Here is a 23,014-nt window from a genome sequence, read left to right as displayed (position 1 = left end):
CGGCATCCCGCTCCGCGAGGGCCCCAAGGACTGCAAAGCTCGCGGCACCATCGAACGGGACTGGCTCATCAAACAGTGCGTTCACCGCCGCCGAACCCTCTCGGACCTCGCGCGCGAAACCGGCATGAGCACCGCGCACATGGCCCGCTGGGCCCGCACCCACAACATCCCCCTCCGACCACGCCGCGGAGCCAGCCAGCCACATCACCGCCCTCCGCGCCGCCGACGAAGCCGAGGCGCTTCCCGCTATCCTGCGGTCCGCTCTCACCTGCTCCTTCGGCTGGCAACGACTCGAACGTTTCGCGGCGGCGCTGCCCTATCCGACGCTCGGCGAGACCGCCCGAGCCCTTGGCGCCACCCAACCCGTCACGCGTTGCCACAGCAGTGCAGCAACTGCGGAGCTTCACTTCTTGACTTCCAGGTCAAGAATGATGCTAGAGTTTTGATCGTGGGAAGACCCAAGCAGTTCGATCCCGATGCCGCCGTTGACCACGCCATGGACGTGTTCTGGCGGAAGGGGTATGCCGGGACCACGCCGCAGGACCTCGTCGACGCTATCGGCATCGGCAAGGGCAGCCTCTACAACACCTTCGGCAGTAAACGCGCTTTGTTCGAGCAGGCCCTTCGCCGCTATCGCGACGGTCAGGCCCTTGTTCTCATGGAGATGTTGGAGGAGTCCGGTCCGGTCAAGGCGCGTCTGCGCAAGACGCTGGGGTTCCTTGCCGAGATGGACCTCGCCGACCCGGACCGTCGGGGCTGCATGGCCGTGAACACGGCGGCAGAACTCGCCGGCACGGACCAGGTGGCAACCGAGCTCGTCCAGCGCATGTTCGCCCGGACCGAGGACGTCTTCCGCGCGCTGATCGAAGAGGGGCAACGCTCGGGAGAGATCGCGCCGGAACGTGATGCCGCGGCCCTGGGAAGCCTGCTGCTGAACACACTCGTGGGCCTGCGGATCATGGCACGTGTTACCGAAAGTCCTGATCGGCTTGTCCGAGTGATCGACGCGACGGTCGACTCTCTCTAACCCGAACCGCAGCACTTGCTCCACCTGGAGCAACTGCTTTCTCATTTTGTACTTCAAGTTCAAGAACTGGAGTGTCGTGCACCTCAATCTCACCGCCAAGACGGCCGTCGTCACCGGTGCCAGCCGGGGCATCGGGCTCGCCACCGTTCGTACTCTCACAGCCGAAGGCGTTCGCGTCGTCGGCGCCGCCCGCACCATTACGCCCGAGTTGAAGGAAACCGGCGCCTACACGGTGTCGGCCGACCTGAGCACCGCCGAAGGCGTCGCCACTCTCATGGACAGCGCCCTCACCGAGCTGGGCGGCATCGACCTGTTGGTGAACAACGTCGGAGGCGGGGACGACGTGGAGCCCATCGGCTTCCTCGACACCGACGACACCCAGTGGATCCGCATCCTCGACCTCAACCTGCTCAGTGCCGTCCGTGCCGCCCGCGCGGCTCTCCCGAGCCTGATCGAGCGCCGTGGGTCGATCGTCAACGTCTCGTCCATCAACTCACGGCTGCCCGCCGCCGGCCCGGTCGCCTACAGCGCGGCCAAGGCGGCCCTGGCTGCCCTCGGCAAGTCCCTGGCCGAGGAGTTCGGGCCCCAGGGCGTGCGCGTGAACACCGTCTCTCCCGGAGTGTCCCGCACTTCCCTATGGGAGGACCCTGAGGGATTCGGTGGCAAGGTGGCAGCCGGAGCCGGGGCGGAGCATGCCGCGTACCTTCAGCAGCTCCCGGAGGCTCTCAACATCACTACCGGCCGCATGACCGAACCCGAGGAAGTGGCGGCCTTGATCGCGTTCCTTCTCTCCGACGTCGCAGGCAACATCACTGGGGCCGACTACATCATCGACGGTGGCACCCTCAAGACGCTCTGAATCATGGAGTCCCACGGGGGCGGGGCTGATTCGCATGGCTGCGGGACGAGAGGCGTCCGTCCCGCAGCCATAAGACATGACACGACTGTGAGACAGAACCCTCCGGCCAAGCCAGGGACAGATGCGCAGCGCGCTGCGGGTCTGTCACATGAACGGCCCTGTCCCACATTCGGTGGTGGCGCACCGTCGTGAGGTGCCGCTGTCCGTGTCCTGGTGATCAAACTTCGGCCCGGTTGTACGGTGCGACCGTCAGGACACGGGGTGCCCCGAGGAAACGGCATGGGCAGGCCGATCTTGAACGATGGGCTGCGAGCCCGCCTTACTGATCGTTTCAGAATGAGACGTGGAGGCCGGGCAGTTGTCAGTCGTCGAGGCGTCGAAGGATCCGTGTGAACTCGCCGTTCCGGATCAGACCGGCGAGGACCTGGGTCATGTTGGTGATGCCGGCATCACGGACGATGAGCCCGTCCGAGCACCAGAAGTAGCGGCCTGCGAGGGCTTCCCCACGGGCAGCCCATCGCCTCATGAGGATCTCGACCTGGGCGAGGGTGATGATGGTCGCGCTCCACCTGCGTTGTGCTGCGGCTCATCGGGCGAGTATGCCGGGCTGATTCGGCCTCCTCAACCGCTTGTTCCGGCACGCCTCCTGGCGTGCACAGCGATCTTGTGCCCGATGACCTGTGGGAGCGGATAGCCCCGCTGATTCCGGCGCGGCCGCCGCGGCGGCACCGGCTTCCTGGACGGAAGCCGGTCGACGACCGTACTGCCCTGGCCGGGATCGTGTATGTCCTGCGTAAGGGCGTGTCAGGGGCAGACGTCCCGTCCGAACGGATCGGCTACCCCGGGGTCACCTGCCGGCGGTGGCGCGGTACTGGACCGAGACCGGGGTATGGCCCCCCGCCTGCATGAGGAGCTGCTCGTCGAGCTGCGACGTGCCAGCCATGCTGGACATGGACGACCGCGCGATCGACGGCTCGCACGTCAGGGCGCTCAAAGGGGGGCGCACACTGGGCCTTCGCCGGTCGACCGCAGCCGTTCCGGCAGCAAGCACCATGCGATCGTCGACCGCCACGGCACCCCGCTCACCGTCTCGCTGACGGGCGGCAACCAGCACGACATCACCCAGCTCATCCCGCTCCTGGACGCGATTGCGCGCATCCGGGGTCGGCGTGGCCGTCCTCACCACAAGCCGAAGCGCCTGCACGCCGACCGAGGCTGCGACTTCCGCAGGTACCGCCGACTCCTACGGGTCCACGGCATCGTTGCGAAGATCGCCCGACGCCGTGCCCCGCACGGCTCCGGCCTGGGCAAGACCGTTGGGTGGCAGAGAGAACTTTTGCGTGGCTGCATCAGTTCAAGCGCCTGCGCATCCGCTCAGAGAGACGCGCCGACATCCACCAGGGACTCCTCCAACTCGCCTGCGCCATCACCTGCTTGAGACGGCTACGCACCGCATTCTGAAACGATCAGTTATCCGAGCACCACGGTGCGCACCAGTTCTGTGGTGCGATCGATGACTTCCTCCGGGCTCATCGTGGCCAGGAGGCCGTCGGCCAGCACGTAGCGGCCGAGAGCGACGCCGTTAAGGATGGCGACGATCATTTCGACCTTCGCTTCCGCGTCATCGTCAGAGGACACCTGCCGGTAGGCGGTGATGCTCTGCTCGCGCATGGCCCGCTGCAACTCCTGTGCCGCGGTGCGGTCACTGGTCGAGCTGCGCAGCAACGCGGTGAAGGACTCGGCCAATTCACCCGACTCCATCTGCTGGATGAAGGTACTCGCGACCCGTCGTGGGAGCCCCTCCAGGTCGCCGGCCACGTTTTGGACGATCTGCTGGGGGGCCGCCGCGGCGATGAAGAGGTTCTCCTTGCTCGAGAAGTGGAGCGTGACCAGGCCGTTGGCGACACCTGCGCGCTTGGCGATCTCTCTGATCGTCGCTCTCTCGTAGCCCAGTTCCGCGAAGGTCGCGCGGGCCGCGTCGAGGATCGCCGCCCTCTTGGCCTCGGGGTCCCGAGTCCTCTTCCTGGTCGTTGCTGGCTTCGGCATGGACCTTACTGTACACCCGACCATTAATGACGTAACGTTAATGAACGTTCGTCCATTAGGGTCGAAGGCCACCCGGGCCTGCCCATACAGAGAGAAGTTCGCCATGTCGTACCAAGAGCTGGCGGGGATCCACGTGAGCCTCTCCGACGGTGTCGCGACCGTCACCATCGACAACCCGCCGCTGAACCTGGCCGACGCCACACTGCTGCCGTCGCTGCGCGCCTTCATCGCCCGAGTGCGACACGACAGCGCTGTCCGGGTGGTCGTGTTCGACAGCGCGGACCCCGACTTCTTCGTAGCGCACGGTGACATGGGCTTCATCACCGACCCGCAGACGGCCGTCGAGGCGGCCGGCGCGGCCATTGCGGCCGTTCCCGACGCAGCCGTGCCGCCGACAATGAACCTCATGCAGGTGGTGCACGAGGAGGTGCGCTCGCTGCCGCAGGTCACCATCGGCAAGCTCGCCGGCCTCGCCCGCGGCGGCGGCAACGAGTTCCTGATGGCCCTGGACATGCGGTTCGCCGCGATAGGCAAGTCCGGACAGGCCCAGCCGGAGACACTCATGGGCATCATCCCCGGCGGCGGCGGCACGCAGTACCTCACCAAGCTCACCGGGCGGGCCCGGGCCTTGGAGCTCATCCTTGGCGGCGAGCTCGTCGACGCCGAGCTCGCCGCAGCCTACGGGCTGGTCAACCGAGCCCTGCCGGCCGACAAGCTCGACGACTTCGTCGACACTCTGGCCCGCCGCATCGCGCGACTGCGTCCGGAGATCGTCGCTGCGGTCAAGACTGCCGTCAACGCCGCTGCCGCCCCAGTCACGGAGGAAGGGCTGACCATCGAGAACGAGGTGCTGACCAGTCTGTTCACGCCTGACGCCGCCACGCTCGCCCAGAAGTTGCTCGCGGCTGGAGCCCAGACACGTGAGGGCGAACGTCGTCTGGAGGAGATCCTCAACGAGACCCGTGTCTGAAGCCACCGCCTGAACCGCGCAGGCCCACCGTGACCGTACCCTCGGGGAGATCCGCCCTTCAGCATGCGCAACCCCGAGACGGCGCACTCGTCATAGGCGCTGCGTCCGCATCACCCTGCTCGACAGGCCGGCCGCGACGCCTGTGGCCCCTTCCTCGACAGGGTGCGGTCGTGCCTCGCCCACCGGGTGCACACCCTGCCCAAGTACGGTGCGCCAGCGGCTGGTCCCCTCCGTCGCCAATGGCTGGAACTACGGGTACCACCCGGCCTCCGTCGCCCCGGTCCGCGCCCTCGTGGTCGATGGGTACCAGTCCATGGACACCTCTCTCGACGCGGGGCAGGTGTTCACCGAGCAACTCGCCGCCGACGGAGTCACCGTGGACGGCGATGTCACCCGCCGCACGGCGGAGCGCACGGAGGTGTCGGTCGCACGACACCTGTCGCCGAAGCTTTCCTGCGTCATCCACACGATGCTCAGAACCGTTGACCGGATGGGCGTGTCCCGCCGGTGATCACTGATCTGCAGGGGAGCGGATCGAGCCGCTGATGCCGGCCGATTCACCCCGGGGGTGCGGCGGCGGTCCAACCATCGCCACACCTGGAGGCCGCCGCCTGGACGCATGCAGCGACGGCGACCGGACTCCTTCTGGATGACCGGAAGGTGTTGTCCCGGGGCCTGTTCGTGCTCGATACGGGCATTCCGTGGAAGTTCCTGCCCCACGCAAAGGGCTTCGGCGCCGTGGCGAGCAATTGGCCGGATGCCCCCGCTGTTGCTCGCAGGTGCGGCCGGGCCCGGAATCCCTCAGCAGCGAGCAGCGAGCAGCGAGCAGCGAGCAGCGAGCAGCGAGCAGTTGGGGCAGGTCTGGACGGATCGGCTGTTGCTCGGGACCGTCGCGACCGTGATGCCCGGCGCCCGGACGGTGCTACGCCGCGTGGTCGAGCTGGCCGGCACCCACCTCCTACGAGCGAGGACATCCGGAAGCACTTCAGTAATCATCCCGAGACGCCGATTCCCCAAGGGAAGATCGGCGGGGCCTTGACCAGCGTCCGTGCGGTCCGGCGCCGGATCGGCCCGGACAACCGGACCAACGTGCTCGAGCTGGACGACCGGGCCCGCGTATACCGCATCGAACCCGCAATCCTGGAAGGCCTCAGGCGGGCCTTCGACCTCGCCGACGCGCGTCCCGACCTCCTGCGCCAACCATCTCCGTGACGAGCTTCTTCAAGTGCGGCGCGCCGGCCGACCACTAGCTTTCGCCGGCGCGGTCGACTGCGCGGCGGTGGAGATTCCGCACCTGAGAGCCTCGCCACCCAGGCCGCGGGCCTGGATCTCGCCTGCGGCATGCGTATTGACGATCCGGGCCGTCAGTGACCACAGGCCCTGGCCACCGCCGCCGAAGCGGTCCGGGTGGTCCTGGTGGGCACGGTCGGCCCGGTGCCTGACCGGATCGCCCGCCGTCTGGCCGCCGTGCCGTGGCGCAGCGGGTCGGTGTTGCTGGCAGCGGACACCTGGCAGGGAGCCGAGCTGTGCCTGCAGGTGGTCGCCGCCACCTGGGAAGACGTGGGACAGGGGCACGGCGTGCTGCGCCGGCCCCGCATGCGAATGGCGGCCGCAGGACGCGGCGCGGCGACGACTTTGCCTCCGGAGGCGCCCGGCTGAGCGCCGTGCGCCCTCGGTGTGAGTGGCGTGCGTCTTAGATTTGGTTCAGTCCGCCGTCGACGTAGATGTTGGCGCCGACGATGTAGCTGCTCTGTTCGGAGGCGAGGAACGCCACGGCGGCGGCGACTTCCTCGGGGCGGCCTATGCGGCCCTTCACCACCTTCGCGGCGACTTGCTTCTTGAAGGCGGCAAACGACGCATCGCCACCCTGGATGTCAACGGCTCCGGGAGTCTCGACCCCGCCCGGCGAAACCACGTTGACCCGGATGCCACGGTCCTTGAGCTCGTAGGACCACGTGCGCGCGAACGACCGGATGGCGGCCTTGGAGGCTGCGTACGTAGTGAACGCCTGCATGCCGTTGTCCGCAGCGGTGGAACCGGTCAGGATGACTGAGGCGCCGTCATTGAGCAGCGGGAGAGCCTTTTGGACGGTGAACAGTGTGCCCCGGACGTTGGCTCCGAAGGTCTGGTCGAAGTGCTCTTCGGTGATCTGCTCCAGGGGCACGAACGCAGCGCTCGCCGCGTTGGCGAAGAGCACGTCCACACCTCGGCCCCGGGCCCGGACCGCGTCATAGAGCCGATCCAGATCGTTCGTCTTGGTGATGTCCCCCGCCACTGCGGTGGCCGTGGACGCTCCTATGGTTTCGACGGCGGCATCCAACGCGGCCTTGCGACGACCGGTGATGAACACGTATGCGCCCTCAGCTGCCAGCCGCACGGCGGTGGCCAGGCCGATTCCGGTGCTTCCTCCGGTGACCACGGCCGTCCTGCCTTCAAGCTGTCCCATGTGAATGCCTCCATAGCCACTGCGCTGAACTGTCTGATGACAGCGATCCTGTAACAGCACGGCACTACGATGCATCACGTAACATCTGCGATTCTTTATGCATCGTCCAGGAGGGGTAGTGCTCGGCTCCAACGACCTGATCGCCGACGCCATCGGCCTTCTACGTCCTCGCACCGTGATCGAACCCAGCCTCCATGCCGCTGGGGAGTGGGCCCTGCGCTTCGATCGGTTCCCGCACGTGAAGCTTGGCTTCGTCGCGCGCGGCGAATGCTGGCTGGTCCTCGATGGACGTGAACCCGAACTGCTGGAAGAGGGCGACGCCTACCTGCTGATTAACCCCCCGCCCTATGTCCTGGCGAGCACGCTCACCGCAAAACCACGGGCTGCGAAGTCGCTGTGGGGGAGCACCGCGGACGACGCCCTGCGCATCGGACCCGAGGCCGAGGAAGACACATACCTGTGCGGTGGACACTTCTCGTTCGAGGGGGCGAACACCCCATTCCTCACTGATGTTCTGCCCCTGCTCGTGCATGTACGTGCGATGGATCCTCGCGTTAGGCTCCTGCGGCAGCTGGGTGAACTCATGGTGGCCGAGGTTGAGGCCGCTGCCGTCGGCAGCTCTCTCGTCTTGGAGCATCTCGCGCAGATCCTGTTCGTCCACATGCTGCGCGCTCACGCCGGTCAGGCCGATCGGCCCACTGGCTGGCTGAGAGCACTCACCGACGATGCCATCAGTGCCGCACTGCGCGCCATGCACGCAGACGTGGCGCACCCATGGACACTCGATGAGCTTGCCGGCATCAGCTGCATGTCACGTTCCAACTTCGCCTCGACCTTCAAGAAGCAGGTCGGAACCGCACCACGGGAGTACTTGATCCAGTGGCGGATGAGCCTTGCCCGCGATGCCCTGAGCCGCGGAACACGATCAATTTCTGAGCTTGCCTTCGCGACAGGCTATAAATCCGAGAGCGCGTTCAGCACGGCGTTCCGCCGCGTGACTGGCTCCTCACCCAAACATTTCCGCGACGCGTCGAACCGTACGAAGTGACACCGAGCTCCTTCTCCAGACCGAAGACCGAGGTCATCAGGGTGCGTAGGCGTCTTGGGACCGGTTCTGACATGGCTTCGGGGCAGTTGGCCAGGACGGCCTTGAGCTGAATCCGGTCGCCTTCGGGCAGGGCATGGGGGTTCGTGAGGATTCGGCGGGTGACGGCGCGGGCCGACGGCGGACGAGGGCCGACGGGTTGGGGTTTGCCGCGAAGGTTCCTGCTGACGTAGACGACGGGGGACGGAAACCGCTTCCAGCTCGCCGACGGCCCGCGCAGCCCCCTGCGCGGGCGGCTGTCAGACGGCGGCGGACGAGAGCGGTGACGGTTACTGGCCGGGGTGGACCGCCTGGACGCCGGTGCCCGCGTACGCCTTCGGCGTCAGGGTGAGCAGGAACCGTCCGCTGGGGTGGGCGGCGGAGGGGCGGGCGCTGTGGATGGCATGGACGGCGGGCCAGGAGTGCCCGAAGCGCAGCAATTCGGTGGCGGTGACCGCGGCGTCGGTGTCGAACGCCTCGATCCGGATGAACCGCAGCCCCTTGATGTAGCCGAGCAGGCCCGGCCGTTCGGCGTCGCCGGCAGTCAGGGACAGCACCGGCGCACACAGGTCACCGAGTCCGCCCGAGGCCTGGACGTAGAACGCGGCGACCGCCTCGTTGAACGGGTCCTTCGGGTCGTACAAGGCGGCGGCGGTCGTGTGGTCCAGGACTACCGAGATCGCCGCCACTACGCGGCCGCCTGCGGGCCGTGCGCGGCGGCGCCCAGGCGCTCCAGCAGCGCCCGGGCCTTCGCCTCAGCCTCCGGGCTGGGGGCGTGGCCGAGGGCGGCGGCGAGCTCGGCACGGGCCAGCTCGGCCCGCTCGGCGTACTCGGCCTGGGTCGGAGTGCCCTGCGCGAGGTCCTCCACCAGGCCGCGGATGGTGGTGCCGTGCTCGGTCGCCAGCTGGGCGAGCCGGTCCCGCGCGGCTGTGCTCACCTTGATGCTCGTCTCGTCTGCTGCCATACCCGTACTCTACCCCTCTCCTCTACCGCTGGTAGAGGATTCGTGGCGTGGTGCGGAGCCGCCGGCCTGGAAAGAAGACGGCGGCAGGCTGAAAAGTGCGCGTTCGAGAAGGTCGGGCCCCGCGTCGGACGGCCAGCCGTCGCTGGCGACCAACTTCCCGGCGGCGGTGTGCAGGAAGGAGAGGTAGACCCCGTAGCGGTGCGGCGACCAGTTTCCGTCCGCCCACACCCAGGCCACCAGGTGTGGCCCGGTCAATTGTCGATCACCGCCCTGTGGGGAATGCCGCGCGCCGACCGCAGCCGACCGTGACGACCGCCACGAGTGAGAGAGCGATCATCCCGGCTGGAAGCACCTGTGCGCCCACGCCATCGACGATCACAGCCCCCAAGGCACTGCCCGCGAAGATCGCCAGGTTGAAGGAGGTCGTCAGCATGGCGTTCGCCGCATCGGCGTTCTCGCCCACGGCCTCCCCGATGGCCGTCTGCAACTGCGTCGCCGCGCCGCCGAACGCGACGCCCCACAGGACGATCGCGAGCAGCACGAACACCGTGGAGTGCTGCGCGGCGGCGAGAAGCGCGCCGGCGACGATGAACAGGGCCACACTCGCCAGGGTGAGCCTGCGCAGTGCGCGGTCGATGAACACGCCGGTGATCCAGATCCCTGCGAACGCGGCGACGCCGAAGACGAGAAGTGCAACGTCGGGACGGAGTGCGAGACGCATCTGCTGCAGGTAGGAGGCGATGTAGGTGTAGAGCAGGTTGTGCGCGAGCATCCAGATGAATACGACGGCGAGTATGGTCGCCACGCCGGGAATGCCCAGCACTCGGGTGAGCGGAGCGCGGGTCTGCGCCGACTGCCCCGGGGCGTCGGGCACGACGAACTTCACAATGACCATGACGACGACACTGAGCAGGGACATCGCGGCGAAGGACCAGCGCCATCCGACCGTCGAACCGAGCCAGGCGCCCAGGGGTGTCCCGACGGAGAGCGCGACAGGGGTTCCGGTCATGGCGATGGCAAGGGCACGCCCGGCGTGCTCGGGTGCGGCGATACGCCGGGCGTATCCGGCCAGCATGCCCCACAGCAGGCCGGAGAAGGCTCCCCCGATGAACCGGGCGACAAGAGCCACGGCGAGCGACGGCGACACAGCGGTGACGGCGTTCGCGATGAGGAACCCGAGCAGGCCGGCGAGGAGGAGCGGCTTCCGCCGTGTCCCGCGCGTCAGCATGATCGCGGGTATCGCCGCGAGGACCGTGCCGATCGCGTAGGCGCTCACGAGCTGGCCCGCGCCGCCTTCGGAGACGCCGAGTCCACCGGCCACCTGCGGGAGCAGTCCCGCCGGCAGCGTCTCGGTCATGATCACGATGAATCCGGTACACGCCATCGTCACCAGTGCCGGAATGGGAAGCGACTCGCGCGCTCGATCGCGAGTCGATGCGGGGAACGTGGTGGTCATCGGGTCGGGCTCCTCCACAAGTTTCGGATTGAACGATCCGATATTGACGGTGGGTTCTGACGAGTGTCAAACTGGATCAGTCAATCCGTTATGGAGGAGGTTCACCGTGTCTCCCGTCGGCCGTCCCCGCGCCTTCGACATGGAGGTCGTCCTGGAAGCCGCGATGCTGCTGTTCTGGGAACAGGGCTACGAAGCGACATCGCTGGCTCAGCTACGCGAGGCCACCGGGCTGTCTTCCGCAAGCCTGTACGGCGCCTTCGGCTCGAAGGAGGGACTCTTCGAGAAGGCCGTTGAGCACTACATCGCCGGACCGGGCAGCGTCACCGATGTCGTCGCCGACGAGGCAATGAGTCCCCGCGAGGCCGTCGCCCGGCTCCTGCACGGGTCCATCGACATGCAGACCGACACGTCCCACCCTCGCGGATGCCTCGTCGCCCTCTCGGGCACGGTCCGAGCGCCCGGAGGGGGAGAAGCCGCAGCCCGAAAGGTCGTAGCGGCGCGTCGCGCGGCGGATCGAACACGTATCAGGGCGTGCGTCGTACGCGGCATCGTCTCAGGAGAACTCCACGAAGACACCGACATGGACGGCGTGACGTCCATGATTCACGGCTTCCTGCTCGGCATTTCGACCCAGGTGCGCGACGGCACATCAGCCCGGGACCTGCATGCCGCGGCCGATGCCGTGCTCGCGAACTGGGACGCGCAGGGACGCTGACGCTCACATGCACAACACCTCGACAACGGACCACGCACAGCCCGGGAACCGCACGACGTCAGACGGCCATGCCTGCCGCGGATTCCGGGAGGTGTTCGCCGGCAGCCTCTGAGGCAGCATGGTCTGCCCGTCCGGGCAGCACGGAACACCGCCATGATGGACGCGCTGGCAGGCAGGCCTGCCGCCCATGGTCATCGCAGACCTGCTCGGCATCCACCCCAAGACAGCCGAACGCTGGGCCACCCTCGTCGGCGGGAACTGGTCCGACTATGTGGCGGCGCGACAGGCCGCCCCGCAGGGCTGGGCGAGGTGCCCGGCGGATTGCCCTGTTCTCCGCCCATCTGAGGCACAGGACGCCGTGGCGCTTCTGCGTCCGGCCGGTCTTACTCAGCCTCAGCCCGGCGCGTCCATCACTCGCGGAGCAGTGCGCCACATCGAGATCCGCCGGACCCCAGTGGCCCGGCGCAGGGGTCAGTTGTCGTCCACGACGCAGCGGGCCAGGCGCAGACGTCCGGTCTCGGTCTGGGGTGCAGGTGGGGCACGAGGGCCTTTCTGGTCGCCGGTGCAGAAGATCTCGCAATCCACACCCGGCCAGGGGACCCTCAGCCACTTCAAGATCACAGGTCAGTGATCGCTGTCACCAACCTTCGTGGAGAGAACGGCTAGGCCAGCGCCCCGGCCAGGTGGGTCAGCGATGCGTTGAGTTCGTCGGCGGAGACGACTGGCAGTCGCACCAGGTCTGCCGGGTGTGTGACCGCCGCCCAGTCGTAGGTCTGGGTCACCTTCGTGCGTCCGTCGTCGGTCGGGGTGAGCTTCCAGGTGAAGCGGTGCCCGCTTGGGCGCTGTCCGGGCTGTCCGGGGGCCCAGCCGATGATCTGGTTCTCGGTGAAGGTGACGACGCGGTTCTCGATCCGGTGGTCGCCGTGCTCCTCGCTGTACATGGCCATGATGAAGGTGTCGCCGACAGCGGCGAGCGGCTGGGAGGTCTCAGCGTGCCGCAGCCGGCCGGTTGCGTCGAGTTCGGGGTGGCGGCGAGGGTCGCGCAGGACGGCGAAGATCCGTTCGGCCGGTGCGTTCAGTACCTGGGAGACGGTGGTGTGGGTCGGGCCCTCCATGGTGACCGGGTCGGGGTAGAACCGGGCCCAGGCGATTCGTCCGTCGCGGCTGGTGAGGATGACCGGGCCGCGCAGCAGGACCGTCGCCCCGGTCGGGGCGGTGCCTCGATACTCCCACTCCGACCACAACTCGTCGCCGTTCTGGGCGTGGCGCAGGATCTCGACGTGGAGGTCGGGCAGCCCGGCCAGGATCTTCGTCCAGTTCGCGGCGACCTCGCCGGAACCGATGAACCCTTCGGCCGGTCGCAGCGGTCGTTCGGCGACGTAGTCCTCGGTGAAACAGTCGGCGATCCGTTCCGGGACGTGGGAGTTGATCGCGTCGCGCAGTGATTGAAGGGCCTGGGGGAGCATGGCGTGGATCTCCTAGCGGGGGTTCGTCCTGTCATGTCGATCGTGGCCATCGGAGGTGCTGCCCGACAACCGGACACTGCCGGGACACCGACCGGACAGCCGTCCGGACAGCCGTCCGGACCCGGCGGGCATAATCGACATCGTGAACGATTCAGCGGGACCGGCACGGAAGACGATCAGCTTCGCGGCGCTCCTGCGGGACTTAAGGGAGGCCAGGTCGCTTACCCAGCAGGAGCTGGCCACAGCCGCCAGGATGTCCGTCGACGCGGTCAGCGCGCTGGAACGCGGGCGACGGACCCAGCCCCAGCCGCACACCGTGCGGGCGCTGGCCACGGCGCTGCAGCTCCGCGACGCCGACCGCATGGCGCTGCTGTCCACCCTGGGCCGGGCCGGGGACGCGGCGCTCGAAATGCCGTCCCGCAAGCTGACGCCCCGCACGCCGTCGCCGCCGAGCGTCGAGGTGATCGGGCGTGACGACGAGGTCGCGGAGATCGTCGCCGCCCTGGCCACCACGCCGGGCCGGCTGGTGACGCTCACCGGTCCGGGCGGGGTGGGCAAGACCACCGTCGCCCTCGTAGCCGCCGATGTGATGGCCGCCGAGCGCCCGGGCACCGTGTACTTCGCCGACCTCACCGACGTCACCGAACCCGACGACGCCCTCGCGGCCGTGGCCCACGCGGCGGCCTGTACCGCCGACACCGTGACCGGACTCGCGGAGCATCTCGCCGGGACGTCGGCCCTGCTCGTGCTCGACAACCTGGAGCGCGTCACGACCTGCGGCCCCCACCTGGCCGAGCTGCTCACGGCCTCCCCCGACACGGTGATCCTGGCCACCAGCCGCGTCCCGCTGCGCCTACGCCGGGAACGCGAGGTGCGTATCGCCCCACTCGCTCCGAGCGCGGCGGAGCGGCTCTTCGGCGAGCGGCTGGCCGCCGCCGGGGCACCGCCCATGGGGAGGGCAGACGACAGTGCCGTCGCGCAACTGTGCCGACAGGCCGACGGGCTGCCCCTGGCCATCGAACTTCTGGCCGCCGCAGCCTCCCGGCTGGGGCCGCGGGCGCTGCTTGAGCGGATCGACGCGCTCACGGAACTGCCCGTGGCCGGCCCACAGGACCTGCCGGCGCGGCAACGCACCATGGCGGCCACCATCGAGTGGAGCTGCCAGATGCTCGGCCCCGCGGCCCAGCGCCTGCTCCCCCGGCTTGCCATGGTGCCGGGCAGCTTCTCCCTCGACACCGTCGACGCGATCGCCGCGCCGGACGCGGCGGATGCGGTGGGGGCACTCGCCGAGCTGATCGAGCACTCCCTGGTGGCTCGCGCCGACGACACGGGGCCGGTCACGCGGTACCGGCTGCTGGAACCGGTCCGCCGGCACGCCGTCGAGACCCTCGAACCGGCCGACCGAGAACACGTCCGTCGGGGCGTGGCCCGATGGGCCCTGCGGGCGGGACGCGAACACGGTGCGCGGATCCGGGGCCGCGGCGACATGACGGCGGTCGAGCAGGTCGAGACCGACCGCCATGTGCTGCGGCTCGGCTTCGACCACCTCGTCGACACCGGCCGGTACGACGCCGCCGCCGAGCTGCTGTGGTCGGTGTGGCTGCCGCTGTGGATGACCGGCCACACCCACGAAGCCCTCGCCTGGACCAACCGCCTGCACGAGAACGACCTGAGCGAACATGGGCGGGCCCGCTGGCTGGTGGCGCGCGCCGGGTCCAATCGCGTCGCCGCGGATCTGTTCACCACCGCGGAGCGGGCGATGCGCCTTGCCGAGCGGATCGACGACGCCTCGCTGGCCGCGGAAGCAGCGATCTTCGCGTCGGCCGCGGCGCTGCGCCTGGAGGACTTCGACGGTTCACAGACTCTGCTGGCCAGGGCAGAGGTCCTGATGAAGAAGCGCCTTGATGCGGAACGCGACGTGTGGGCGGCCGTGCACGTGCCGATCGGCTACGGCGACGGCGCGCTGTTGCGCGGCGACCGGGCCGCGGCGGCGCGGCACTGGCGGACCGCCGCGGACACGGCGCGAAAGCTGGGCAGTGAGTTCTCGGTCCCAGCGGTCCTCGCGGAGTGCGCGCAGGCCGCCCGCAGCGAAGGACGCCTGGACGACGCCGCCGTGATGCTCGCCGCCGCCGCCGAACTCTCCCCCCAGCAGGACGAGCGGCCGCGGACACACTTGGCGGGCGTGGCCGCAGCCGTGGCCGCCGACCTCGGTGACGTGGCATCAGCGCAATGGTGGGAAGGGGTGGCAGGCTCGGAACCAGCCCCGGACTCCGACCAACTCGGCGAACGGTTCCGGGAACTTGTCCGGCGTGCCGAGACCGTTTCCGGGCGGGACTGAGCCCAGCCGTCCGGCCGTACCGGCGCTGTCCGGTCGATGTCCGGTGGTTTCCCCCAAACGAGGGTGCGTACTCGCCGCACGGACACCGAGCCGCGCATCGACATCGCGGCCCTGCCCCTGCGCCGCTACCTCGCCGCGCACAGCCGCTTGCCGGTGATCCAGCACGACCGGATTACGTGGCTCGATCATGTGCCCGAGCCGAACATCGAGGCAGCCGACCGCTCCGACCTGCGGCACTTTGTGCTCTTCTGGCCCGCCCGCACACCTCCGAACGCCGGTTCCCGGAATTCGCGATCCGCATCGACCCCAGCACCGGGGAGCGCGTCACCTCCACGTGCGACCCCGCCAAGCTGAGCAACTACGTCACCGATCGGGGCACCCCGCAGTACCTGACCCGGGTCCTCTTCCGGCGCGAGGTGCTCGGCCTGTACACCTCCCAGCCGTCCCGCTACCGCATCGAAGACGGCCGACTGAGCCCCTTGGGGTGATGGGGAATCTCTGTCGGCACCAACCCCGACGGTCGAGGTCTATCTCGGAGACCTCGGACGCGACCTGCCATCCGAAGAACGCGATCACTGGCCCAGCTTCAATGTCCCGCCCAGCGGAGGCCGCGACGAGGGCCGTTTCGACCGTGACATTCTCGGCCGGTGGACCGATGGGCCGCCCGACCCGCTACGCCGGCTGTTCGTGGCACGGGAGCACTTCAACACCGCCCTGGGCGCGCTTTTGGGACAAGCGGTCCATAAGCCATGGCATCCCGCCGACCGCATCGCTTTCGAGGGCCTGCCCATGCCCACCAGCAGTGAGCAGCACGAAGCCGACACCCTCAAATACTGCTGCTCGCCAAAGGCGTCATCGATTACCTGGCCGTCAAGGTCCTCCGACGCCTTCCCGGAGTGACCGACTCCAAGGCGCAGAGCATCAACTGCCTCGAAGCATGGGTCTCCTCCAGCGGAGGAAACAGTGACGCGCTGATCCGCCCCTTGCGCCTCCGGCAGGGTGGCACGCCACCCTGACGCGCGCCGGCCTGGAGGGACTCAAGCCGGATGAGCAGTTCGTGCAGGTACTCACTCTGACCGGTGACGCCCTCAACGCACTCGCCCTGCATGCCGAATCCCAGCACCAGGCCAGCCAGTAGACAGCCGAGAGCGAGCGGGGTGTGAGGCGGAAAGTAGCCGACGCTCGCGCGATGCCCCAGGTGCATGACCTGGGGCATCTGTGTACGTGCGTTCGGTGAGCCGCCCTCATACTGAACGAAATCAGCAGCCCGACGGGGAGAGCTGGATGAAGTAGACCGGAGTCCAGTCGATATAGGAGCCCGAAAAGACTGGGTCGCTTTCGAAGCAGTCGATGAGACCGCCGGAGGAGTTGAGGAAGCGGACCGTCGCGCCGCCGGTCTGCCGGTTATTCATCCACCCCATGCCGACCCAGTTCTCGAGCGAGTACACGCCGTAGTTGTAGTACCAGAAGTCCGCGTACAGACCGCCGGGGGTCTTTTGGACCCTCATGCACGCGTAGCTCGTGGCGCAGGTGGGCACACCGCCAAGCAGGTCCGAGGAGAATCTGTTGGGAGCCGGGTCACTCCAAGGCCCACCGACCCGCGCGAGATTTGTGCTCGGTGGCGGCAAGACAGTGGCAGAAGCCATCTGCGCAGCCGAGAGTTCTCCCCGCTGCTGGGTCAACGAGTCCTGTGGTGCAGCGGAAGCCTGAGTGCCTGCCGAGACAAGACCAGTGAGGAGCAGAGCCAGCACCCCTGCGAGCAGGCGAAACCGTGGAATTCTACGCATGAACAACCTCCGGCTGTCCGTCATCGCAGTCGATCCGTGTGGCTCAACGTAAGTGACATCCGTGGGAGGCAGCCAACCTTTCGATCACGGTCGAAACGTTGCTTGCTGAGGACCTCAGGCACGCCTGATCGAAGAGCGAGTGAAGCAAGCCGTCACCTGGCCGGAAGGCCGGCCCGGCGGAGACAGGCCGCTCAGGAAAGACGGGTAACCGCAGTCTGCGACGCGCGGTGCTGGCAAGGTTCCAGCCAGATTTATCCCGTGTCTCTGGCCAGTTGAGGTGCACTCGCAGACGCCGCCAGTACTGGGAAGCGACACTCAGGACCATCTGACTCTGGGGGAGAGGCGGTCCCCCTTTGACGCAGCACGCAGAAATGCCGGCAGGCGGTACCCGTGTCATTTACACCAGGGCATACCCGCCGACCCTGGGTGAGCTTCGCCAGCAGTTTCAGGGATTCGCAGCCGAGCGACCTGACATGTGCCATTACTCAACGCTTGGAAGCTCCCGCGGCGGCGAGCACCTCGACATGCTGACCATCCACGGCGGCCAGGTGAACATCGCCCGGCCGATACGGTCGTACGGGCGGTGGCGGACCGTCGGCGGTCTGTTATCGGGCCCCGCGCCGGCGGTCCGCCATCGTTGTCCGCTGTCAGAACCAGTCGGTGCAGACGACCGTGTCGCTGTCGCCAGGGCTACCGCAGGCCCGCATCACCACGTTGTGGTCGTTCCACTCGGGAGTGAACACGTCCGAGCCGCTGGTGATCCTGGTGAAGCCGAGCTGGTCCCATGACTGCCCGCCGGTGATGCTCCGGTCGACCCACACCTCGTCGCCGGGTGCTCCGCCGGTGACCCGCCCCCAGGCGCACTCGGTGGTGTCGCTGTAGCGCAGTTCGATCAGTCGACCCGCGATCGACACCGAGCGGGGCGAGCGGGCGCCTGCTCCGTTCGGGGCTCCGCCGTCGGTGCAGCCCGCCGTGGCGGTGCCACCGCCCAGCGCGCCGCCGGCGCAGTCGGGAACCCCCGGCAGCACGGCGGGACCCTTGAGATAGATGTTGGTGATCCAGCCGTCGTAGTCGGGTAGATAGGACCAGACCGTGTTGACGAAGCCCTCCGCGTTGACGACGTCGCCGTGCTGCTGGCACGAGACGCGCACCGACGTCTCGCCACCGATCGTCTGCCGGACGGCGGCGGTGAGCGTGGGCTGCGAGCGCACGTTCACCCCGTCGCCCCAGGTGGTGAACCGCCCGCTGGCGTCGGCCCCGGCGACGGGGCCCCCGCTGAGGCAGTCTGGCACTCCCGGCAACGCGGCGGGCCCGCGCACGTAGATGTTGGTGATCCAGGCGTCGTATCCGGGCAGGTACGACCACAGGTCGTTGGTGATCCCCTCGGCAGTGATCGACTCGCCGCGCGTCTGGCAGGAGATCTTCACCTGGGTGGGTCCCGGGAAGGTGTGCTGCACCGTTGATCCGCGGCGCGGTTCGTTCCCCACCCGGACCCACTCACCCCACGTACTGAAAAGCTGGCCGGGCAGGCCGGAGTTGTCCGGTGAAGCGGAGTCCGATCCCTCGCTCGGCCGGATCGCCCCGACGTAAATGCTGCTGGAATGCGAGCTGAAGTCGGCGACCTGGAGGGGGTGCTGGGACTCCGCCGCCTCCACGATCTTCCCGTCGCCGAGATAGATCGCAGTGTGCGTGGTGCTCTGCCAATAGAACCGGGTGCGCTGCCAGAACACCACGTCCCCGGGCTTGAGGTGGGCCGTTCCGTCGCTGCCCGCGAAGCGGACCGGCCAGTAGCGGTCGAAGACGTCGGACGTCGTTCCGGGCCCGAGGATGTCCCGGCCGGTGGCCACCGACCATGCCCAGCGGGTCAGCCCCGAGCAGTCGAAGCCGACGACATTACCGTCGTTCCACGCCTCGGCGCCGCCGCCGTCCGGGGTGCCATGCGTCTTGCCGGGCACAGGGCCGTGGCCGCCTCCCCAGGAGTACATGGTGCCGGCCGCCACCTCGTCGCAGGCGGCCTTCACGGCGAGCGCCCCCTGAACGCTGGTCTCCCCATACGCCCTACAGTCGCCTGCGGCATGTGCGGGTGCCGCCGGCACGAGCGCCAGACCGAGGGCCAGGAGCGCGGAAGCCAGCAAAAACCGAAGCAGTCCCGACCAGGTCGGCCCCGCGCGCAGCTGTCTGTTCATCGTTTCCCCCTCCGGCGGCAGGCCCGCCGCTGGACGCGTGGAGCCGTTACCGCTCCACTGATCACCGAGAGGCTAGCCGATTACCGGTACATGCCAATCCGGGCGCTGAACAGAAGCTGTAACACGTCCGCCTGAGAAGAACCAGACAGACACCAAGCTGACAGCTGATCAGGTCATGCGGGCGGAAACTGCCTGATGAGCGGTGGGCACGGCGAGCAGTTTCCCTGGCTGCGCTGGTCGCACGGTTCGGTGTCGGGCGGCGTCTGAGGGGGAGCAGCTCAGTCGCTGCTTGCTACGCACGACGCCTGGCACCGAGAGGGTGCCGGGCATCGTGGTTGCCGTGGTGCGGCCACTGTTCTACGGACGGCTCAGGCGTTGAGCGTTTCGCGGAGCGTGGGATGGCAGTCGGTGGGTGCGGCCAGGCGTAGCCAGCCGCCGGCGCCGTGGCGTTCTGGTGGGGCGATGAGGATGTTGATGCCGGTGGAGTCCATGAAGGTGACCCGCCGCAGGTCGATCACGACACTTCACGTGCTGTGGGACGTGGGGATCTGACGAACGGCCAGTGGGCCCGGCTTGAGACGCTGTTGCCGCAGGGCATCAAGCCGGGTCGTCCGCAGGTGTGGACGCGGCGGCAGCTGATAGACGGCATACGGTGGCGGACCAGGACCGGTGTCCCCGCGCGCGATGTGCCAGAACGCTACGGGTCCTGGGACCGGGTCTACGACCTCTTCCGACGCTGGCAGCGCGATGGCACCTGGACCAGGATCGTCACCCGGCTCCAGGCCGAGGCCGACGTAAAGGGCCTGATCACCTGGGATGTGAACGTCGATTCCACGGTCGGCCGGGCCCACCAGCACGCCGCCGGAGCGTCGAAAAAGGGGATCTGCAGAAGGAGCCGCCCGGCGGCATCGCCGTCGAGCCGGCCGACCACGGTCTCGGACGCTCCGGGGGTGGGCTGACCACCAAGATCCACCTGGCGGTCGAGCAGGGACAGAAGCCCTTGTCCATCGTGATCACAGCCGGCCAGCAGGGCGACTCGCCACAGTTCGAACCGGTCTTGGAAGCGATCCGGGTTCCGAGGCTGGGGCTCGGCAGGCCGCGCAAGCGCCCGGACCGGGTCCGGGCCGACAAGGCGCACGACTCCCGCAGCAATCGCTCCTACCTGCACAGACGCCGGATCAAGGCCACCACCCCGGTACCGGCGGACCGGACCCGAAATCGCCTCAACCGCGGATCGCATGGCGGGCGGCCGCCGACGGTCGACAAGGGCGACAACAAGCAGCGGCACGCGGTCGAGTGTGGGATCAACCGTCTCAAGCGCCACCGGGCCGTCGCCACTCGTTATGACAAACTCGCCGTCCGTTTCGAAGCGACCGTGCTCGTCGCAGCCATCAACGAGTGGCTATGACCAGCACTTTCACACCAGCCCTAGATCTGTGCGCTGCCGCCGTCGACGGCGAGTTCGGAGCCGTTGAGGTAGCTGGAGGCGTCAGAGGCGAGGAAGACGGCTGCTGCGGCGATCTCCTCGGGCTCGGCCAGGCGGCCGAGGGGGATCACACCCCCGGCGGCGACGCGTTCGTCGGTCGCGATCAGGTCGGCCAGGCCCTGAGTGCGGGTGCCGCCGGGCGAGAGCATGTTGATGCGGTATCCGCCCGCCCCGGCGCCGTGGGCGAATCCGCGGACCAGGTTGCGGAGCGCGGCCTTGGTCGCCCCGTAGACGGGCAGGGTCGGCTGCGGTCGGGTGGCGGCCGACGATCCGGTGAAGATGATCGACGCTCCCGAAGACAGCAGCGGCAGCGCCTTCTGCAAGGTGAACAGGGGACCCTTGACGTTGGTGGTGAGCATGGCGTCGACCTGTTCCTCGGTGATCTCCCCGAGCGGGGCGACGATCCCGATCCCGGCGTTGGCGACCAGGACATCGATGTGGCCGGCCTGGTCGGCGACAGTCGTGTAGAGGCTGTCGAGATCCTCGAGCCGGTCCACGTCGCAGCGGATCCCAGTCACCTGGGAACCGAGTTCGGCCTCGACCTCGTCGAGCTGTGCCTGGCGGCGACCGGTGACGAACACCCGCGCGCCCTCGGCGTGGTACGCCCGTGCGATCGCCCGGCCGATGCCCGCATTTCCGCCGGTCACGACCGCGACCTTGTCCTTCAGAACGTTCATGGTTGCTCTTCCCTAGTTTTTGTCTGCCTGGTCAATAAAACATTTTTTGACCAGACGGGCAATAACTGGGTCAGGGGTGTGACCGACGCCATAAGGGGCGGAAGGGGAGCCGTGGAGGCTATGTCTGCGCGGGATCCGCGTCCGCCCGGCCGGGCAACACGCGAAGTGCGTCGAGTGCGACAGCGGTGAGCGCCGCACGACCGACCCCCGCCCGGCCGAGCAGCTCCATCCCCCGGATGACGGCGACGAAGTACATCGCCAGCGACCGCAGGTTCGCGTCCTCCGGGAGATCGCCGTTGCGCTGGGCGTCCTCGAGGCAGTGTGCGTAGATCCCGGCGTGCTCCTCGATGCCGGCCCTGGTGATCGTCGAGAGCTGATCCTGCTCGCCGGTCGACTCGACGAGAGCACGCGTGGCGAGTGAGACCCGACTGTCGCTGCGGCTGAACTCGATCGCCATGCGCAGCATGTGGCCCCGGATCCGCTCCAGTGGCGACGCGTCACCGTGCTGGAGCGCTTCCGAGACGGCCCGCGCCGCCTCGTCGCTGTCCTCTGAGAGTGCCCGCAGGAACAGCTCCCGCTTTCCGCCGAACGCGTTGTAAAGACTCTGCTTCCCCAGCCCGGTCGCCCGCACCAGATCGTCCAGGGTCGTGGCGGCGAGGCCGTTCACGCCGAACACCTCGGTGGCACTGCTGATGACGTCACGTTCTACGAACTTACGGGGGCGTGGCATGTGCCTCAGAATACGTTATTGACTGTATGGTCAAATTGTCATCCAGGAACAAGATCTACTTTCACAACAGGCCCTGGCCCGGCGCCGTCGGTATCCCTCAGTCAGCCCGAGGCGACAGGCCCGGGCGGTTGGTGGAGGTCAAGCAGTTACGCCGCCACCGCGACCCCCAGCGGTGCTGGGGTCCGGAACACCGAGCCCTCTCGGCAGCCTCTCCGGGATCGGCCTGTCCGACTCCGTCACCGGTGTAGCACCATCACGAACTCAGATGTACGCCCCGTTGCTGGGGCCCCATGACCCTCAACTTCGCCTGGATTTACCACGCTACGAGCGGAGGGGCGGATGGGTTTTTTCGTTTCGTTCGGGAGCTCCTGAGGGGGTACGAGCTCGGCCGGACCGACTCGTTTTGGCAGCCGGACGAGGTCTTCCGCATGTCATTCTGAGCGTTCCACCTTGCGGCGGAGGATTTTTCCTGTGGGTCCTTTGGGGAGGGCGTCGACGAGCCAGACCGAGCGGGGGTACTTGTACGCCGCGAGGCGGTCCCGGACGAAGTTCTTGAGCTCCTCCGGGTCCACCTCGGCGCCCGGCTTGAGGGCCACCGCGGCGCCGACCTCCTCGCCGAGCTCGGCGTGTTGGATCCCGATCACCGCGGCTTCGGCCACGGCGGGGTGCTGGTAGAGGATCTCCTCGACCTCGCGGGGGTAGACGTTGTAGCCGCCGCGGATGATCAGGTCTTTCTTGCGGTCGACGATGGTGTAGTAACCGTCCGCGTCCTTCGTG

Annotated in this window: 23 protein-coding genes and 2 pseudogenes; 12 read left to right on the top strand and 13 right to left on the bottom strand. The window is 68.0% G+C overall.

Annotated elements, in window-relative coordinates; all coding sequences use genetic code 11:
• The first annotated feature begins 448 nt into the window (after nucleotides 1–448).
• Both H293_RS0145300 and H293_RS0145295 read left to right on the top strand, forming a co-directional pair.
• Complete coding sequence (locus tag H293_RS0145300; protein ID WP_028808777.1) at nucleotides 449–1,027, top strand: TetR/AcrR family transcriptional regulator; 579 nt, start codon at nucleotides 449–451, stop codon at nucleotides 1,025–1,027.
• Between the two features lie 76 nt (nucleotides 1,028–1,103).
• Nucleotides 1,104–1,886 carry an oxidoreductase gene (locus H293_RS0145295; RefSeq protein ID WP_028808776.1) on the top strand — a complete coding sequence of 261 codons (783 nt, stop codon included), beginning with the start codon at nucleotides 1,104–1,106 and terminating at the stop codon, nucleotides 1,884–1,886.
• 361 nt (nucleotides 1,887–2,247) lie between these two features.
• Here H293_RS0145295 and H293_RS51755 read toward each other — a convergent pair.
• Nucleotides 2,248–2,457 (bottom strand): annotated as a pseudogene (locus H293_RS51755) (hypothetical protein); the annotation flags it as partial.
• A gap of 80 nt (nucleotides 2,458–2,537) precedes the next feature.
• Here H293_RS51755 and H293_RS56285 point away from each other — a divergent pair.
• Nucleotides 2,538–3,347: pseudogene (locus H293_RS56285) on the top strand (IS5 family transposase).
• Nucleotides 3,348–3,356: 9 nt separating this feature from the next.
• Here H293_RS56285 and H293_RS0145280 read toward each other — a convergent pair.
• Nucleotides 3,357–3,932: a TetR/AcrR family transcriptional regulator gene (locus H293_RS0145280; protein WP_020124376.1), complete on the bottom strand. Its 576-nt coding sequence runs from the start codon at nucleotides 3,930–3,932 to the stop codon at nucleotides 3,357–3,359.
• 103 nt (nucleotides 3,933–4,035) lie between these two features.
• On the opposite strand from H293_RS0145280, the gene H293_RS0145275 reads away from it, so the two are divergent.
• The 4 genes from H293_RS0145275 to H293_RS54105 all read left to right on the top strand — a co-directional run bounded on the left by H293_RS0145275 (nucleotide 4,036) and on the right by H293_RS54105 (nucleotide 6,561).
• The gene (locus tag H293_RS0145275) at nucleotides 4,036–4,902 is read left to right on the top strand and encodes an enoyl-CoA hydratase/isomerase family protein (RefSeq protein WP_020124375.1); all 867 of its coding nucleotides are present in this window, start codon (nucleotides 4,036–4,038) and stop codon (nucleotides 4,900–4,902) included.
• Between the two features lie 208 nt (nucleotides 4,903–5,110).
• Nucleotides 5,111–5,413, top strand: a complete 303-nt coding sequence (locus H293_RS0145270) for a D-alanyl-D-alanine carboxypeptidase (RefSeq protein ID WP_020124374.1) — start codon at nucleotides 5,111–5,113, stop codon at nucleotides 5,411–5,413.
• Nucleotides 5,414–5,937: 524 nt separating this feature from the next.
• Nucleotides 5,938–6,114 carry a hypothetical protein gene (locus H293_RS53415; protein ID WP_020124373.1) on the top strand — a complete coding sequence of 59 codons (177 nt, stop codon included), beginning with the start codon at nucleotides 5,938–5,940 and terminating at the stop codon, nucleotides 6,112–6,114.
• 222 nt (nucleotides 6,115–6,336) lie between these two features.
• Nucleotides 6,337–6,561 carry a hypothetical protein gene (locus H293_RS54105; protein WP_158694553.1) on the top strand — a complete coding sequence of 75 codons (225 nt, stop codon included), beginning with the start codon at nucleotides 6,337–6,339 and terminating at the stop codon, nucleotides 6,559–6,561.
• A gap of 34 nt (nucleotides 6,562–6,595) precedes the next feature.
• On the opposite strand, the gene H293_RS0145255 is transcribed toward H293_RS54105, so the two are convergent.
• Nucleotides 6,596–7,348, bottom strand: a complete 753-nt coding sequence (locus H293_RS0145255) for an SDR family NAD(P)-dependent oxidoreductase (protein WP_020124371.1) — start codon at nucleotides 7,346–7,348, stop codon at nucleotides 6,596–6,598.
• A gap of 118 nt (nucleotides 7,349–7,466) precedes the next feature.
• On the opposite strand from H293_RS0145255, the gene H293_RS0145250 reads away from it, so the two are divergent.
• The gene (locus H293_RS0145250; RefSeq protein WP_020124370.1) at nucleotides 7,467–8,396 is read left to right on the top strand and encodes an AraC family transcriptional regulator; all 930 of its coding nucleotides are present in this window, start codon (nucleotides 7,467–7,469) and stop codon (nucleotides 8,394–8,396) included.
• Between the two features lie 326 nt (nucleotides 8,397–8,722).
• Here H293_RS0145250 and H293_RS0145245 read toward each other — a convergent pair whose 3' ends face one another.
• The 3 genes from H293_RS0145245 to H293_RS0145235 all read right to left on the bottom strand — a co-directional run bounded on the left by H293_RS0145245 (nucleotide 8,723) and on the right by H293_RS0145235 (nucleotide 10,753).
• Nucleotides 8,723–9,121 carry a PIN domain-containing protein gene (locus H293_RS0145245; protein WP_020124369.1) on the bottom strand — a complete coding sequence of 133 codons (399 nt, stop codon included), beginning with the start codon at nucleotides 9,119–9,121 and terminating at the stop codon, nucleotides 8,723–8,725.
• Nucleotides 9,121–9,396 (bottom strand): hypothetical protein, encoded by a 276-nt coding sequence (locus tag H293_RS0145240; protein WP_020124368.1) that lies wholly within the window; start codon nucleotides 9,394–9,396, stop codon nucleotides 9,121–9,123. Before H293_RS0145240 ends, H293_RS0145245 begins: the two co-directional genes overlap by 1 nt.
• Nucleotides 9,397–9,658: 262 nt before the next feature.
• Nucleotides 9,659–10,753: an MFS transporter gene (locus tag H293_RS0145235; protein WP_259294706.1), complete on the bottom strand. Its 1,095-nt coding sequence runs from the start codon at nucleotides 10,751–10,753 to the stop codon at nucleotides 9,659–9,661.
• On the opposite strand from H293_RS0145235, the gene H293_RS0145230 reads away from it, so the two are divergent.
• Nucleotides 10,752–11,567: a TetR/AcrR family transcriptional regulator gene (locus H293_RS0145230; protein ID WP_259294705.1), complete on the top strand. Its 816-nt coding sequence runs from the start codon at nucleotides 10,752–10,754 to the stop codon at nucleotides 11,565–11,567. The genes H293_RS0145235 and H293_RS0145230 overlap by 2 nt on opposite strands.
• Nucleotides 11,568–12,229: 662 nt before the next feature.
• On the opposite strand, the gene H293_RS0145225 is transcribed toward H293_RS0145230, so the two are convergent.
• Nucleotides 12,230–13,033 carry a nuclear transport factor 2 family protein gene (locus H293_RS0145225; RefSeq protein ID WP_020124365.1) on the bottom strand — a complete coding sequence of 268 codons (804 nt, stop codon included), beginning with the start codon at nucleotides 13,031–13,033 and terminating at the stop codon, nucleotides 12,230–12,232.
• 142 nt (nucleotides 13,034–13,175) lie between these two features.
• Here H293_RS0145225 and H293_RS0145220 point away from each other — a divergent pair, with 142 nt between their 5' ends.
• On the top strand, nucleotides 13,176–15,371 hold the full coding sequence (locus H293_RS0145220) for an ATP-binding protein (protein WP_028808774.1): 2,196 nt from the start codon (nucleotides 13,176–13,178) through the stop codon (nucleotides 15,369–15,371).
• Between the two features lie 176 nt (nucleotides 15,372–15,547).
• Entirely contained in the window at nucleotides 15,548–15,859 is a 312-nt protein-coding gene (locus H293_RS61005) for a hypothetical protein (protein ID WP_020124363.1), read from the top strand.
• 771 nt (nucleotides 15,860–16,630) lie between these two features.
• Here the strand turns inward: H293_RS61005 and H293_RS51735 are convergent.
• The 3 genes from H293_RS51735 to H293_RS51725 form a co-directional block, all read right to left on the bottom strand.
• Nucleotides 16,631–16,879, bottom strand: a complete 249-nt coding sequence (locus H293_RS51735; protein WP_020124361.1) for a hypothetical protein — start codon at nucleotides 16,877–16,879, stop codon at nucleotides 16,631–16,633.
• A 926-nt stretch (nucleotides 16,880–17,805) separates the two neighbouring features.
• Nucleotides 17,806–19,344, bottom strand: coding sequence for an NlpC/P60 family protein (locus tag H293_RS51730; protein ID WP_078612891.1), 1,539 nt, complete (start codon nucleotides 19,342–19,344; stop codon nucleotides 17,806–17,808).
• A gap of 368 nt (nucleotides 19,345–19,712) precedes the next feature.
• The gene (locus H293_RS51725) at nucleotides 19,713–19,862 is read right to left on the bottom strand and encodes an STAS domain-containing protein (protein WP_020124359.1); all 150 of its coding nucleotides are present in this window, start codon (nucleotides 19,860–19,862) and stop codon (nucleotides 19,713–19,715) included.
• Nucleotides 19,863–19,877: 15 nt separating this feature from the next.
• Here H293_RS51725 and H293_RS56280 point away from each other — a divergent pair.
• Nucleotides 19,878–20,752, top strand: a protein-coding gene (locus H293_RS56280; protein WP_397896390.1) for an IS5 family transposase whose coding sequence is annotated in 2 segments (ribosomal slippage) — nucleotides 19,878–20,235 and nucleotides 20,235–20,752 — 876 coding nt in all. Because the reading frame shifts where the segments join, the coding sequence is not laid out codon by codon here.
• 20 nt (nucleotides 20,753–20,772) lie between these two features.
• Here the strand turns inward: H293_RS56280 and H293_RS0145180 are convergent.
• The 3 genes from H293_RS0145180 to H293_RS51720 all read right to left on the bottom strand — a co-directional run.
• Nucleotides 20,773–21,507, bottom strand: coding sequence for an SDR family NAD(P)-dependent oxidoreductase (locus H293_RS0145180; protein ID WP_020124356.1), 735 nt, complete (start codon nucleotides 21,505–21,507; stop codon nucleotides 20,773–20,775).
• Between the two features lie 118 nt (nucleotides 21,508–21,625).
• Nucleotides 21,626–22,237: a TetR/AcrR family transcriptional regulator gene (locus H293_RS0145175; RefSeq protein WP_020124355.1), complete on the bottom strand. Its 612-nt coding sequence runs from the start codon at nucleotides 22,235–22,237 to the stop codon at nucleotides 21,626–21,628.
• Nucleotides 22,238–22,668: 431 nt separating this feature from the next.
• A partial coding sequence (locus H293_RS51720; RefSeq protein ID WP_033416596.1) for a class I adenylate-forming enzyme family protein occupies nucleotides 22,669–23,014 on the bottom strand: 346 nt, incomplete at its 5' end.

The organism is Streptomyces canus 299MFChir4.1, assembly GCF_000383615.1.
GTDB lineage: Bacteria > Actinomycetota > Actinomycetes > Streptomycetales > Streptomycetaceae > Streptomyces > Streptomyces canus_C.
This window is presented reverse-complemented; position numbering and strand designations above follow the sequence as displayed.